Annotated in this window: 14 protein-coding genes; 6 read left to right on the top strand and 8 right to left on the bottom strand. The window is 40.3% G+C overall.

Going from position 1 to position 14,297, the window contains the following annotated elements; translation table 11 throughout:
• The first annotated feature begins 27 nt into the window (after window positions 1-27).
• Window positions 28-1,572, top strand: coding sequence for a tetratricopeptide repeat-containing sulfotransferase family protein (locus tag H5232_RS04225; RefSeq protein ID WP_259398499.1), 1,545 nt, complete (start codon window positions 28-30; stop codon window positions 1,570-1,572).
• Here the strand turns inward: H5232_RS04225 and H5232_RS04230 are convergent.
• The gene (locus H5232_RS04230; RefSeq protein ID WP_182718334.1) at window positions 1,541-2,395 is read right to left on the bottom strand and encodes a sulfurtransferase; all 855 of its coding nucleotides are present in this window, start codon (window positions 2,393-2,395) and stop codon (window positions 1,541-1,543) included. The two genes, H5232_RS04225 and H5232_RS04230, sit on opposite strands and share 32 nt — an antisense overlap.
• 257 nt (window positions 2,396-2,652) lie before the next feature.
• Here H5232_RS04230 and H5232_RS04235 point away from each other — a divergent pair, with 257 nt between their 5' ends.
• Window positions 2,653-3,663 (top strand): glycosyltransferase family 9 protein, encoded by a 1,011-nt coding sequence (locus tag H5232_RS04235; RefSeq protein WP_182718335.1) that lies wholly within the window; start codon window positions 2,653-2,655, stop codon window positions 3,661-3,663.
• Here H5232_RS04235 and H5232_RS04240 read toward each other — a convergent pair.
• The 5 genes from H5232_RS04240 to H5232_RS04260 all read right to left on the bottom strand — a co-directional run bounded on the left by H5232_RS04240 (window position 3,660) and on the right by H5232_RS04260 (window position 9,133).
• A complete protein-coding gene (locus H5232_RS04240; RefSeq protein WP_182718336.1) occupies window positions 3,660-4,079 on the bottom strand; it encodes a group 1 truncated hemoglobin in 420 nt (139 codons plus the stop codon). The two genes, H5232_RS04235 and H5232_RS04240, sit on opposite strands and share 4 nt — an antisense overlap.
• A complete protein-coding gene (locus tag H5232_RS04245) occupies window positions 4,079-4,912 on the bottom strand; it encodes a DUF3034 family protein (RefSeq protein ID WP_182718337.1) in 834 nt (277 codons plus the stop codon). Before H5232_RS04245 ends, H5232_RS04240 begins: the two co-directional genes overlap by 1 nt.
• On the bottom strand, window positions 4,899-7,211 hold the full coding sequence (locus tag H5232_RS04250; protein ID WP_182718338.1) for an EAL domain-containing protein: 2,313 nt from the start codon (window positions 7,209-7,211) through the stop codon (window positions 4,899-4,901). Before H5232_RS04250 ends, H5232_RS04245 begins: the two co-directional genes overlap by 14 nt.
• The gene (locus tag H5232_RS04255; RefSeq protein ID WP_182718339.1) at window positions 7,204-7,863 is read right to left on the bottom strand and encodes a methylamine utilization protein; all 660 of its coding nucleotides are present in this window, start codon (window positions 7,861-7,863) and stop codon (window positions 7,204-7,206) included. The genes H5232_RS04250 and H5232_RS04255 overlap by 8 nt, the downstream gene beginning before the upstream one ends.
• Before the next feature lie 163 nt (window positions 7,864-8,026).
• Window positions 8,027-9,133 carry a phosphoribosylaminoimidazolesuccinocarboxamide synthase gene (locus tag H5232_RS04260; protein ID WP_182718340.1) on the bottom strand — a complete coding sequence of 369 codons (1,107 nt, stop codon included), beginning with the start codon at window positions 9,131-9,133 and terminating at the stop codon, window positions 8,027-8,029.
• Window positions 9,134-9,317: 184 nt separating this feature from the next.
• Between H5232_RS04260 and H5232_RS04265 the strand changes: the two genes are divergently transcribed.
• From H5232_RS04265 to H5232_RS04275, 3 genes are read left to right on the top strand one after another with little or no spacing between them, the layout of a single operon-like run.
• The gene (locus tag H5232_RS04265; protein WP_149983162.1) at window positions 9,318-10,007 is read left to right on the top strand and encodes an ABC transporter ATP-binding protein; all 690 of its coding nucleotides are present in this window, start codon (window positions 9,318-9,320) and stop codon (window positions 10,005-10,007) included.
• Window positions 10,004-11,242, top strand: a complete 1,239-nt coding sequence (locus tag H5232_RS04270; protein ID WP_182830582.1) for an ABC transporter permease — start codon at window positions 10,004-10,006, stop codon at window positions 11,240-11,242. Before H5232_RS04265 ends, H5232_RS04270 begins: the two co-directional genes overlap by 4 nt.
• A gap of 10 nt (window positions 11,243-11,252) precedes the next feature.
• Complete coding sequence (locus H5232_RS04275; RefSeq protein WP_182731300.1) at window positions 11,253-11,753, top strand: DUF3299 domain-containing protein; 501 nt, start codon at window positions 11,253-11,255, stop codon at window positions 11,751-11,753.
• A gap of 72 nt (window positions 11,754-11,825) precedes the next feature.
• On the opposite strand, the gene mutM is transcribed toward H5232_RS04275, so the two are convergent.
• Entirely contained in the window at window positions 11,826-12,635 is an 810-nt protein-coding gene (mutM, locus tag H5232_RS04280; RefSeq protein WP_145234708.1) for a bifunctional DNA-formamidopyrimidine glycosylase/DNA-(apurinic or apyrimidinic site) lyase, read from the bottom strand.
• A 1-nt stretch (window position 12,636) separates the two neighbouring features.
• Window positions 12,637-13,155: a hypothetical protein gene (locus H5232_RS04285; RefSeq protein WP_145234706.1), complete on the bottom strand. Its 519-nt coding sequence runs from the start codon at window positions 13,153-13,155 to the stop codon at window positions 12,637-12,639.
• Between the two features lie 172 nt (window positions 13,156-13,327).
• Here H5232_RS04285 and H5232_RS04290 point away from each other — a divergent pair, with 172 nt between their 5' ends.
• Window positions 13,328-14,254, top strand: a complete 927-nt coding sequence (locus H5232_RS04290) for a manganese-dependent inorganic pyrophosphatase (RefSeq protein ID WP_182739835.1) — start codon at window positions 13,328-13,330, stop codon at window positions 14,252-14,254.
• Window positions 14,255-14,297: the final 43 nt, after the last annotated feature.

Below are 14,297 nucleotides of genomic sequence, written 5' to 3' on the forward strand. Positions count from 1 at the left end.
TACGCCAAGGCTTTTATGCTTATTGCCATGCTGACATCGATACAAAAAAACCTACAACAACAAATTGAGCACGCTATTAATCATAGCAAGCTTAATGACGCGCATTTATTACTGATCAGTAATATTAAAAACACACCAGATGATCACTTTAGCTATTTTTTGCTGGCGCAAGTAAATGTTGCAGCAAATGATATAAGCAAAGCAAATAAACTCTTAAACAAAGCGATTAGTATTACGCCCCTACCTTTATATTTTGCTCACTCAGCCAAGTTTGCCGTACTGCGCGGGCAGCTGTTAGATGCGCAGCAATATATAACTGAAGCAATAAAACATCCATATTATGAAGTTATTGAATGCGATTTAATTGCTAATGTACTGACTCGTTTAGGCCATTATCCACTGGCGCTCGAGTGGCAATTACGGGCCTATCAACAAGCCCCTAACAATCCGCAAATAAGTTATAACTTAGCTGTGGCCTATAAAATCATGGGGCAATTGAATGATGCTATACAGCTACTGCGTACACTTACAGAGTTACATCCGCAGCATCTTCAAGCTCACTACTCGCTCGCTGAACTTAACAATAACAAGCAGGCTAAGCAGCATTTACAACAGCTGTTAACTTTAACCGAATACGCTAAAACGCCGATGCAGCAACAATTTCTGCACCATGCGATTGCACTCAATTACGAGCACTGCGCTGATTATAAGCAAGCCTTTGCCCACTTTACTACAAGTAAGCAAGCGATCTGTCAGCATGTAAAATATGATGCGCAAGCTCACAAAGCATTTTGCCAGCAACTAATAACCTTAAGTCACGAGTATACGCCGCCCTTAAGCGACAGCGATTTTACCCCGATATTTATTGTTGGTATGCCGCGCTCAGGGACTACTTTGCTAGAAAAAATAATGAATCAATCAGATTTGGTGCAAGGTGTTGGTGAACTCAATGATATTGCCCAGCTTTGCCAAGGTAATAATGCTCAGGCATTAAATAGCGTGGTGCTCAATGATGCATATAAAAATGCTGCGTTAATGGCGCAGTTGAGTCAGTATAAACAGCGTATTAGTCAACTAGTAGCACCACAGCTACGCAGCTGCGACAAACAGCCATTTAATTTTTACTATATCGATTTAATTTTAGCGGCTTTCCCGAAGGCTAAAATCATTTGCATGCAACGAGGCCGAAAAGCTAGCTGTATAGCTAATTACCGCCAACTGTACAGCCCAGCCAGTGCGTTTCATCACTATAGCTATAACCTGCAAGACATCGATAGTTTTTATCAAGATTACAGCTCTTTGATAAATCATTTTGCAGCAAAACACCCGGATAATGTGATGATTATGCAATACGAAACATTAGTATCAGAGCCAATCACAAGCACGCAACAGCTCTATGATTTTTGTGATTTACCTTGGCAAGTTAAGTGTCTGGATTTTCATAAACAACATAGCCCGTCGGCAACAGCAAGCAAAGTACAAGTACGCCAGCCTCTCAATAAAAAAGCCATTGATTACTGGCAGCACTACGGATTTGCGTTTAACGCGAAGGACAGGGACCCGTTTCGATAGGTAGTTCGTCTCGGCCGCCCCACTCACTCCATGAGCCGTCATAAACATGCAGATTTTCATATCCACACTCATCGGCAAATAACGCCAAGATACATGCAGTAACGCCGGAGCCACAACTAAATTGCAAGGTAGTTTGCAGATCTGCTTGATCGCCAAGTACAGCCTCGAAAGCAGCTTTAATGTCAACGAATGGTTTTGCTTCGCCATCATCCAATAATTCAACAAAAGGTAAAGCGCGGCTATTAGGAATATGGCCGCTGCGCATCCCAGCTCTCGGCTCTGCCATTTCACCTAAATAACGCTGATAACCTCGTGCATCAAGTAGTACGGTATGTTCATCATCTATGCCCTGAAAGACTGCAGCCGCATCAATAAAGTAACCAACTCGCGGTTTGGCAACAAAGTTACCTTTATGATAATGGCGACTATATTCAATTTGCGTTAAATAACCCAACGACTGCCACTTAGCAAGGCCACCACTGAGTACTTTGACATTATCAAAGCCCATGGCTTTAAACATCCACCAACCTCTTGCAGCACTAAATAAGCCTTGGTCTTCGTAGATGATAACTAAGGAATCTTTATCAACCCCCATTAACTGCATCTGCTGAGTAAATTGCTCCGCACTGCACATGGTATGCGGTAGCGGATTGTCTTGATCGGCTAATTGCTTTTTAAAGTCAAAACGCTGTGCATTTGGCAACTTAGCCTGCGGTTTATACTCACCCAGCTTACCTGGGCGCACCATGCCAGCATCAAAGATAACCAGCTTTGGGTCGTTTAAGTGCTCGTTTAGCCATTGGCAAGTTACTATGTTTTTCATTGTGTTCCTTTACTTCTGTTACATATTACTAAGCCTTCTCTACCAGAGCCTATTATTAAAATAGTTACGGTACATTTTGCACAATAATTTTGCCAGTTTCTATATACACTGTAAATTACTTAAATTATCAAGAATAAACTAAAAAATATTTTTTCTACAATTATATACATTTATACTAGGCATTATATTGCAAACAATGTGATACAAAGATGATTTTAAAATATCTTAATATTGACAGTTCTAAAGGCTAAACTTAGATGAAAAAAAATAATCAACAAATAGTAAGCAGCCAAATAGCAGGCAATATTTTAGTAGTACTACCAAAATTTATTGGTGATGCAGTCAATTGCACACCGGCTTTACAACTACTTAAAGACCTTTATCCAACTAAAAGCATTATCTTATTTGTTAGACCTCACTTAGCTGAGATGTTTAAACGCGAGACTGACTACTGTGTTATCGTGGATGAACGCTTTGATAATAACAAACCCATCTCTATGTGGGCACAAGCAAAAATACTCAAAAATGCTAACATTGAGCTTGCAGTAATTATGCGCAACTCATTGTCTGAAGCAATACTTTGCTTTTTAGCAAGTATCAAATACCGAGTAGGTTATGCAAAAAATGGTCGCTCACCACTGTTAACACACAAACTGAAATTAGACGAAAATCACCACTATATATTTCGCTACTGCCGACTTGTGAATGAGCCACATGGTAATCCGTTTAGCTCTATACCAAAAACAGCAATCGTAAAAGAGCCGAGCCTGTTAATCCCTAAACAGAACAAAAAATCTATCGGGGTTTATTTTGGCGGAAAAAATAAAGGCTTGCGTCATTACCCTAATGAGCTTTCATTTGTTGCAATGGTTGATATAGCTAAAAATATTGACTGCACATTTTATATTTTTGGTGATAACGGTGAGCTTGAAGATACCCAACAATTACAGGAGCGGCTAAACCAGCAAAAAATTGACTCTGTCGTCCTTGCTGGGAAAACCTCGATTATTACTATGATAGACGCTATCGGTGAGCTTGATTTATTACTGACAATCGATTCTGGTCCCATGCATATTGCAGCTGCATTCAATATTCCTTTTGTTGCTGTTGTGGGCTTAGGAACTTCGCCATGGAGTGTTGTGGCACCCAAAGTAACTAATGCCATTACGTTAATTGCAAATGGCGATCAGCTACTTGAAAAAGATATTATTAACGAAATAAAGCCACATCACGTCAGTGAAGCTGCTTTAAAGTTACTGGATCACTAAATCTTAATAATTTCAGCTCTCAGTGGTGCCATTTTCGCGAGTATTTTATTTTGCACTGTATGACTAATATTTTGTTCATTCATGGCATTGATTAACAAATCAACCACATGATTAAAGTCAGCCTCCGTGATGTGCATGCCAGTATGAATATCAACCATACTATCACGCGTGTACTCACAGGGCCCATCAGTTAATACACACAAATGATTAATAAAGCCTTCGCGGAAATGGCTAATATTTGCATGCTCAAAGTAATGAATAATTTGTTCGTCATTACCGATTTGATTAATGAAACTATCAACCAGTCTTTGTAGCCCTGCTTTACCATCAAGTTGCTGATAAAACGTTAGATTTGAAGCCGATGAACAACCAGCTAAGCTGGCTATTAACACTATCGTTGTTAGTATTTTTTCCATTACCAATATCCTGTTACCGATAAGTACCAACCGGTTTGGTCTTTTGCTCCAGCAATACTACCTAAATCAAGGTATGCGGCAGTGACACTTACGTATTTATTTGGCATCCAAGCAACAAATACATCTTGCCAATCTTGCTCACCCAATCCGAGATTATTTGATTTTTGACGATACTCTATTCCAACAGCAACTTCTCGACTAAGAAAAATGGCAGTACTAGCTTCAAATAAGAGTTTTTCATTGCTATTCGCTCCACCGTATCCAAGTAAGCCAAGCTGATTTGCTTCACTATAACGCGTGGTAACATTCCAAAACCAGTTATAACCTGCAATGGCCCCTAAATGTAGCTTGCTTGCAGCAAGGTAGATATCAGTACCGGAGGTATCCTTAGCCCCTACTAATGTAGCGACTGCACCATCATCAAGTGATTTATGTTGTACTCCCAAGGTAACTTGAGGCCAGTCACTATAAACAATATCACCATAGAGCCTAATCTTAACACCGGTGATTTCTTGTTCTATCTCGGTATTTAGCGCCGGCACAGCAAAGTTTTGCTGTGCATAGCTAAGCTCAACGCGATTAAACAAGTTAACTTGGGCACCGCATACATCTAAGCTGTAATCGGTAACATCAGCCCGACTACAAAAGCCATTAATAGAAAACTCATCTTCGCTGGCATAACCCGCAAGCTGCGCCCAAGGCACGATACCACCACCACCACTACCTTCTACTTGCGATACTCCAGGCGTTGCTAGCAGCTTGCCTTTTGAGGCAAAGCTATTAAATGCAGATAATGCGATAACAGCTAAAAATAATAATTTAAGCTTTTTCATTATACTGCTCCAACCATTGCTCAAACGCATCGGCTTTGAGTGGACGACTTAGATAATACCCTTGCACATGATCACACTGCATTTTTTGTAACAGCTCTAGCGATCCTAATGTTTCAACCCCTTCGGCTACGACAGAGAAGCCAAGCTGATGACCTAAGGTAATTGTGGATTCAACAATAAACTGATCCTTTTCAGATTCATCAAGTTTAAGAATAAAACATTTATCTAATTTCAGCTCGTCAATAGGTAACATTTTCAAGCGCCCTAGCGATGTTTGCCCAACCCCATAATCATCAAGAGATATTTTGACACCGATCGCTTTAAGATTCTCCAGCGCGTGAATGCCCTTTTCTTCATTTTCAATCATATCGCGCTCTGTTAATTCAATCGTGATAAGCGCAGGTGCAACTGAAAACTGTTTTAAAGTACGAATTAAATTGGAGTGAAAGCCGGGATAAGCGATATCTTGGGCTGAAACATTAATTGCAGCTTGCATATAAATGCCTTGCTGTTGCCAAAGTCCGACCTGTGCTATTACTGTTTTTACCACCCAACCGGTAAGGTCAACAATTAATCCCGATTGTTCAGCTAGGTCAATAAATAGCTCCGGCGATACCCAACTACCATCCTTGCGTTGCCAACGAATAAGCGATTCCACTTTATTGATTTGTTGTGTAGCGATATGTAATTTAGGCTGATAAGTCATAAACAATTGACCATCGTCATCATTAATCGCTTGCTTGAGCTCATCGATCATAATGAGCCTATCAAGATGCGCTTCATCCTCTCCAGGCAGGTAATAATGAATATTTTCATGAGCACTTGCGGCACTATCCACAGCAATCAATACCCGACGCATTAAATCATCCGCTTGTAACCCTTGCGAAGGATACTCCACCACACCAGCACTAAAACGTAAATTGATTTTAAGCTTTTGAATAGTATAACCAGCTTGTAACTGCGCCATTAACCCGACTATGCCACTTTTAAGATTACGCCCTGCACTACTAGGAAACGCGGTTAAAAATTCATCACCACCAATACGTGCATGTAAACCACCAAACTCATCTGAAAACTCAGCAATACGTAAAGCTACAGCTTTTAAGCAGTCATCGCCAATACGAGCTCCTAGCTTATCGTTAATATGCCTAAGGCCACGAATATCAATTGCCACTAAGGTATATTCTTGGTCTTGTTGAAGATTTTCGCTCAACACTTCCAGCATTGCAGAACGATTATAAAAACCAGTTAAAGAATCATGCTTTGCAGCAAAGCTAATTTGTTGTTCACGCTCTTGGATATCATTACCCATGTTTTTAAAAGCATCAATTAATGTAGCTATTTCATTGCTTTGCTTTTTGCTCATCGCGTCAACACTGTAGTTTCCTCGGGCAAACTGCCGCGCTAAAGTCACTAATTGTGATAATGGCATGGTTAAGTTTTTGGCCAATAAACTACTGGTAATAACACCGATAAAAATCGTTAAAGACGCAAGAATGACTAGCGTGTAAAACAATCGCTCAAATTCACTGTAACTCTGCGTTAGATCAGCACTCAGTAATACATTAACGGGATGATCGTCAAGGGAAGGTAGGTGTACATCGCGATTGCGATATACCAGTTGTTCACCAAAAATTCGTTGCGTGGTTGTTTTATGAAAATATTCAGTCGGAATAAACGGCGTCGGGCGCTCTAACAAAGAGCTTTTAACCAAATTATCGCTGTTAGCAATAAAGCTTACATCCATACCGGTTAAGTTTTTTAGCTCAACCGCAACCTTATCATCAATTTTAAAGCCGACTAAACTGTGCGCGATAGTACGTGGGGCTTTAATAGGTAATAAAATAACCTGATATAGCTCATTATTTAGCACAACAAAGCTAGATTGCTCGGTATTGTTGAGCAACTCACTCATTAACGCTTGTAAATTATTATCAAAGTCTTGTTGTCGATTAGTTGATACCAACTTACCTGATAAGTCCAATAACAACATTAAATCAGCATTAATTCGCTGACTATGATTATACAATACGCTACTAATCGTATTTGCATCCTTAGTGGCAACCGCTTGTTTAAAACCAAAATCAGCAGTCAATACTTTTGCAGCTGTGAGCAATAAACTTTCTTTCGACGCTAAGTACTGCTTATAGACATTTTCAGCCACATTAATATCTTGGGTGACCTTTTTTTCATTAAATTGACTAGTCGACCACCAGAAACTAAATAAGCTCATAACTGTAGTTAATAACACTAAGCCTACACATAAAATAGTTATGCGATTTTTTAAACTATTAGTCATTCCCACCCTTAAACTTACTACCAAAAGTATTACGTGGCTTAGGCTCAGTTGTTTGCAGTGTTACTTGTAAACTATGAGGCGAATTTACAGCTAACGTTAGCGACTGCTTTTCTTCAAGTGTGTTCTTTTGTAAAGAATGCCAAAGAGTTAGCTGTACTGGCAAAGTTAGGCCACTTAGTTGCACATTTCCACGCTCATCACTTTGATAAACATCAGCGCTTTTTGCAACATAAATATACCCTAGCATAGAGTCATGGATATTACAGCCAAGCACCACAACCCCTTGATTTTCAAATGTAATCGGATTTTCTGGTTGCCCTGAATATAACTTTAACTGAAATGGTTTAGCTTCAGAGAAAGAATACACGTGGTGGCGAATATTATCGCTATTAGGAAAGTTCACTTGCTGCCCTTGATGAGCAATCAAAAGTGTTGGTGAAAACTGCTTATCTACTTGATCCATTATCAGTACAGGTAACTGCTGCGATAATTTTTTATTGCTTTTGCTAGCAATTTCTACAACTGCATTGGTGAGAGGCTGCCCATATTGATCAACGATATTGAGCGTAACATCTTGTGCATAACCTTTACTTGCAAGCGCCATTGCGAAAAGAGTTATAACGCTTTTTGTTACCATTACTTGCAATCTCATTTGGTCATCCCCTGTTGTGCGAACACTAACATATGAGTATCTCTAATTAATCTTAGGTTAAGTTAATTAGAGACTGACTCCAAATGCAAGAATAAAAGCCCAGTTACACTAAATAATAGGAAAACTTAAGGCTTTTAAACAACAGCAAGCAAATAACTAGTGACTAAAGCTTGGAAATCAAGCCATATTGTTGATCCAAAATAGTTATAACCTCTGCGCGAGGATCTGTTGGAATAGCGATATCGTAGCCAACTATTTTACTGGCAATGCCAACATATGTTTCTGACACAGATAACATAACTGATTCAGGCAGTATGTAATCTTTAGCAAGTTGCTCTCGCTCAGGCATACGGTCTTTATTCAGTAACACATCGCTATCAGGTACATTACTAATTAATAATTGGCGGAACCCCTCTTTAGAGTTCTCAACAATTTTTCCATCACGATACGCAGCACCATCCCAAATGCGCGATGAATCAGGCGTACCGACTTCATCGATGTAGATAAGTTTATCTGTACCATCAATATCTTCTACATACCCAAACTCAAACTTTGTATCGACGAAGATTTGATCCAATTTAGCCAGCTCAGCGCTAATTAAGGTAAAACCTTCAACAAGAAGTTTTTCGTATTGCGTAACATCATCTTCAGACTTAAAGTTAAACACAGTTAAGTTATTAGTGATATTGTCACGAGTAATATTTACATCATCCACAGCAGGAATATCTGCAACGCCAGTAATAATACCTTTCGTTGATGGCGTAATTAACACATCATCTAACTGCTGATTAGCGGTTAAGCCTTCAGGTAATTCTAAACCACAAAAATTACGAACACCTTTGCTGTAATCACGCCACATGCTGCCAGTTATATATTGACGAGCAATTGCCTCTACTTTCACAGTACTGGCTTTACGAACAATCCATACATACGGATGTGGAATATCAACAATATGATTGCCCGCCAGACCTGCTTGATCAAATAGCTTAAACCAATGCGATGCAACAGTATTTAACGCAATACCTTTGCCTGGTACACCATTTAGGCCATTTTCACCTTGCCAAATACAATCAAAGGCAGAGATACGATCGGAAATTACCATAATAGCCAGCTCAGTACCTTTAGGTACTTGATAGCCTTTTTCGCTGATCAAACGTGCGCTGTCTTCGTCTGTTAACCAATAAACTGAACGTACTTTGCCACTGTGAACGGGGCCCTTAGTGCGTATTGGTAAGTCATCGTTTACGTCTAAAACTTTATAGCTAGTCATGCTATCTCCGAGTATATGGCACGCCCTGTAAGGGCGATTGTATGGGTATGGGGTTATAAGCCGCTAATAATAATCGAGACCGGGGGAAATCACAATTAAAGCACTATGTGATTTAACGCAGTTTAGTTGGTATTTTATTATACACGTTATAAGATAACATCAAAATCCAGTAGTAATTTACGTGATGATTAATATACAGCAGCTAAGTTTTAAATGGCAAAAACAACAAGTCAAACCCACTTTAGCAATTGCAACACTTAGCATTGCTAAAGGCGAACATGTGTTTTTACATGGCCCTAGCGGCTGTGGTAAATCCACTTTATTATCGTTACTTGCAGGCATTAACCGCCCTACATCAGGCCAACTGAGTATTTTAGGCTGTGAACTGGGTCAATTAAGTAAAAGTAAATGCGATAAGTTTCGCGCTGAGCATATTGGGTATATCTTTCAAAATTTTAATTTACTTCCTTACCTATCACCGATTGATAATGTCACATTAGGTTGCCAATTTTCAAAACCACGGCAAAAAAAAGCATTAATCAATAGTCCAACCCTTAATCAAGAGGCCTCAAGGCTATTAAATGCACTGGGCTTAGACGAGCAATTACATCAACAAAATGTCGCTAGTTTGAGTATTGGCCAGCAACAGCGAGTCGCGGCGGCGCGCGCCTTTATTGGCAGCCCAGAATTGATAATTGCCGATGAGCCAACGTCTGCTCTTGATGCAAACAATCGCCAGTCCTTTATCAACTTACTTTTTACACAAGCAAACGAAGCGAATAGCACCTTACTTTTTGTCAGCCATGATACAAGCTTACAACCGCTTTTTAATCGCAACATTGATTTACTGTCGCTACAGGAGCAAGGTAAATGATCCTCTTAAAACTTGCTATTAGTAGCTTATATAATCGCCGCGCCAGTGCATTCTTAACTCTGTTTACTATTGCTGTTAGTGTCATGTTATTGCTGAGTATTGAGCGAGTGCGGGTTGATGCCAAAAGTAGTTTTAGTAATACCATTTCTGGTACTGATCTAATTGTTGGCGCTCGTACCGGAGATATACAGCTGTTATTGTCTTCGGTTTTTCGCATTGGTCATGCTAATAATGGCGTTGGCTGGCAAAGCTACCAATATATAAAACAGCAACGCGGCGTCAACTGGACCATTCCGCTATCACTAGGGGACAGCCATAAAGGCCAAGCGGTACTGGGCACTTCTGCTGATTATTTTCAACATTATAAATTTGCTAAAAAGCAGCAGCTTAGTTTTAGCCAAGGCCGCGCCTTCGCCCATTTAAATGAAGTTGTACTGGGCGCGCAGGTAGCAGCAAAGCTAGGCTATTCGCTGGGTGATAGTATCGTTATTTCACACGGTATGGGTAATACCAGCTTTCATCATCATGATGATAATCCCTTCACTGTGGTGGGCATTTTAGATGCGACAGGCACGCCAGTTGATAAAACCCTACATATTCCATTAGCGGCTATTGAACTGATCCACAGCGGTAACCATACCAGCCATGAACATGAACAGCATGATGATCTAACAGGCGAACCTAAGCAAATCACCGCGTTTTTAGTGGGTTTTGATTCTCCGCTTTATACGTTACAAGTTAGGCGCAATATTAATCAGTACAAACCTGAAGCGTTGCTTGCCATCATGCCTGGTGTAACTTTGCGTGAGCTATGGGAAATGCTGACAATTGTTGAAAAAATCTTGTTGCTGTTTTCTATCGTAGTAGTACTCGTGAGCCTGCTAGGCATGCTAACGACCCTATTGGCCAGCCTTAACCAACGCCGCCGCGAATTGGCCATTTTACGCTCTGTCGGTGCGCGTCCTTGGCATTTATTCACATTGATCAGCATAGAATCACTACTGATAACCTTTTTAGGTTGCCTAGTAGGTTGTGGGTTATTTTATTTATTAATGTCTCTTGCCACAGGTTACTTGCAAAGTAATGCCGGCATCACAATCACCATTGCGATGCTATCGAGCTATGAACTGGTATTGATCGGCGCTATTATGGCGGCCGGCTTTATCGTTGGTTTGATACCAGCCACCCGCGCCTATTTTTACTCATTGTCTGATGGCATGAGCATTAAAATTTAAGAGGAATATCATGCAGTACTTTCAAAAGCTCAGTTTGCTTTGCTTAGTTATTTTTAGCTTTGGTTATAATTTTAGTAGTTATGCCAATGAACCAAAAGAAATTTTTTGGGAAGATTTAATTCCTAAGGGACATGTACAAATAGATACTCAAGATCAAGCTAGCCATGAAGGTACAGAGCAAAATTGGGTGCAACCTGATCTAGATGCACCAATTGTTAAGGAACTCAATGGCCAATCAGTCAGCTTACCTGGGTTTGTAGTACCTCTTGAAGGTGACAGCGAAATGATTACTGAGTTTTTATTAGTGCCTTACTTTGGTGCTTGCATCCACGTGCCACCACCACCACCGAATCAAATTGTTCATGTGACAATTAAAGGCGGCGTGCCAATTGAAAGTTTGTACGATGCCATAGTAGTTACCGGCGTCATCAGCACTGAAACCTGGAGTGGCGACATTGCACAAGTGGGCTATAAAATGACAGCCGTCGGCGTTGCACCGTTTGAGCTGTAACTCAGATACATACCTCAGGCGTGTTGTTCCCAGTGCTGCAAATAGCAGCTCTCAAGTGCAACATGCCTTAACTTATTTTTGGCATTGACTACAGTACACTGTACTACGTTGCCCTAAACGAATTTCTGTTAATGCTTTCTTACATACCATACATGGCTCACCTTTGCGGCCATAAACTAATAACTGTTGTGCAAAGTAACCTGGTTTACCATCACTTTGGGCAAAGTCTTTTAATGTCGTGCCACCTTGGGTGATAGCCGCAGCCAAAGTATCTTTAATAATAGGGATTAATTGCTGATAGCGCGCTTGTGATACTTTTCCTGCTTCACGTTTTGGATGAATACCGGCCTTAAAAAGAGACTCGTTAGCGTAAATATTACCCACACCAACCACCACAGCGTTATCCATAATAAATTGTTTGATTGGCACTTTCTTATTTCGTGACTGCTCATATACGCGCTTAGCAGTAAATTCATCAGTGAGTGGCTCAGGGCCCAGTTTGCTCAGTAAGCTATGGCATTCGCCGGGCGCTTGCCATAAACAACAACCAAATCGGCGTGGGTCATTTAGTCTAAGAGCTTTACCGTTGGCAAATATAAACTCGATATGATCATGCTTTTTTAATGGCTCATTTTGTTCAACAACTCGTAAATTACCCGACATACCTAAATGCAAAATAATGCTGCCCAGTTCACACTCAAGTAGCAAATACTTTGCCCTACGCTCAACAGCTAACACAGCTAAGTTAGCGATTTTGTACACATCATCAGGCACAGGCCAACGCATATTCGGATTATGAATATTCACCTTTGTAACTGTTTGCTGCAAAATATGTGGGGTGATCCCCATTCGGCTAACTTCAACCTCTGGTAATTCAGGCATACTATTTAGGCTCACTTTGTGAAAAATTAAAACTAGGGAATAAACGCTGCGCAGTTGCTTTATCAAGTGATAACACGCGCTGGTTGCTTTTATCTAATAAATAATAGCCTTGTGGTGCGCTATATAATTGATACAACCAAGGAAGTTGCTCGCCTGCCAACCATACGGTTGCTACAGTCAAAGCTGAGGTATTATGGAATGCTTGCTGATTATCAGCGACCGACAATTGCATGCTCTGCCATTCATTTACTAATGCCACAAGGTTTGCTGTTGTTGCTTGCCAAAAACTAGCAGGTGCATTATTGATTAATGCAGTGGCGCGCCAAGAAGTGCCTATGCGCTCTATTTTTTGATCGGGAAACTCTAGAGCTAAAATAAAGTTTTGCGCTGGCAATACACTTTGCACACTAGATTGTTCTGAACCACTGTTGAGTTTTGTATGTAATCCATTAAAAAAGAAAATCATCAACAGCATGGAAAAAATAACCACATTATTCCAGCCCCTGCGACCTAACTGCATTTGAGTTCTTCCTAAAAGATTCAATTAGTTAAAGTGTAACCAAAAACATATAAAAATGGCAGTTGAATTTTTTAACTACTGTTAAGACTGAATATTACAAAAAATCACCAACGCGAATGTGTCAAAGTTAAATTACTTTGCTAAAATACGGCAAAATTTAAGGAGTTCCGTCATGTCAATGTATGTAGTGGGTCATAAAATCCCAGATTCAGATTCTATTTGTGGTGCAATCGCACTCGCATATTTGAAAAACCAAATCGAAGAACCAGCAATTCCAACTCGTCTTGGTGAAATATCACCTGAAACGCAGTTTATTCTTGATAAATTCGGCTTTGAAGCACCAGAGCTAAAATTAAGTTATGCCGGTGAAGATGTTTACATCGTTGACCATACCGAAAAAACGCAAGCACCTGATGATATCGATCAAGCTCGCGTTGTTGGCGTTGTTGATCACCATAAACTAGGCGATTTAACCAGCTCTACACCTCTTGAATGCTGGATCCGCCCTGTTGGCTGCTCAAACACGATCATTAAAATGATGTATGACTTCTACAATGTTGAAATTCCAAAAGACATTGCAGGCATCATGATGTGTGCAATTTTAAGTGATACGGTTATTTTCAAATCACCAACCTGCACCACAGCTGATATTAAATGTGTTGAAGCGCTTGCTGAAATTGCCGGCATCGAGGACTTTAAAGAATTAGGCATGGATATGTTCCGTGTTAAGTCAGCGGTTGAGAATACTCCAGCGCGTGATTTAGTAATGCGTGATTTTAAAGACTTCAACATGAACGGTAAACTAGTTGGTATTGGTCAATTAGAAGTTATCGATCTAGCGGTATTTGATGATATTAAAGCAGACCTTGAAGCTGATATTGCTAAGCTTAAAGAAGAAGGTGGACGCCACTCGGTATTCTTATTACTTACCGACATCATGAAAGAAGGCTCACAAATGCTGATCGTATCTGACGATGCAACACTAGTTGAAACTGCTTATGGTGCAACGCCCAAAGACGGAAAAGTATGGCTAGACGGCGTACTGAGCCGTAAAAAGCAAGTAGTACCACCACTGCAAGATGCATTTGCAAAGCTTTAACGTGCTAGGTGCTAGGTGCTAGGTGCTAGGTGCTAGGTGCTAG

Origin of the sequence: Pseudoalteromonas sp. SG41-5, from assembly GCF_014164495.1 — a bacterium.
In the GTDB taxonomy this organism is placed as follows: domain Bacteria; phylum Pseudomonadota; class Gammaproteobacteria; order Enterobacterales; family Alteromonadaceae; genus Pseudoalteromonas; species Pseudoalteromonas rhizosphaerae.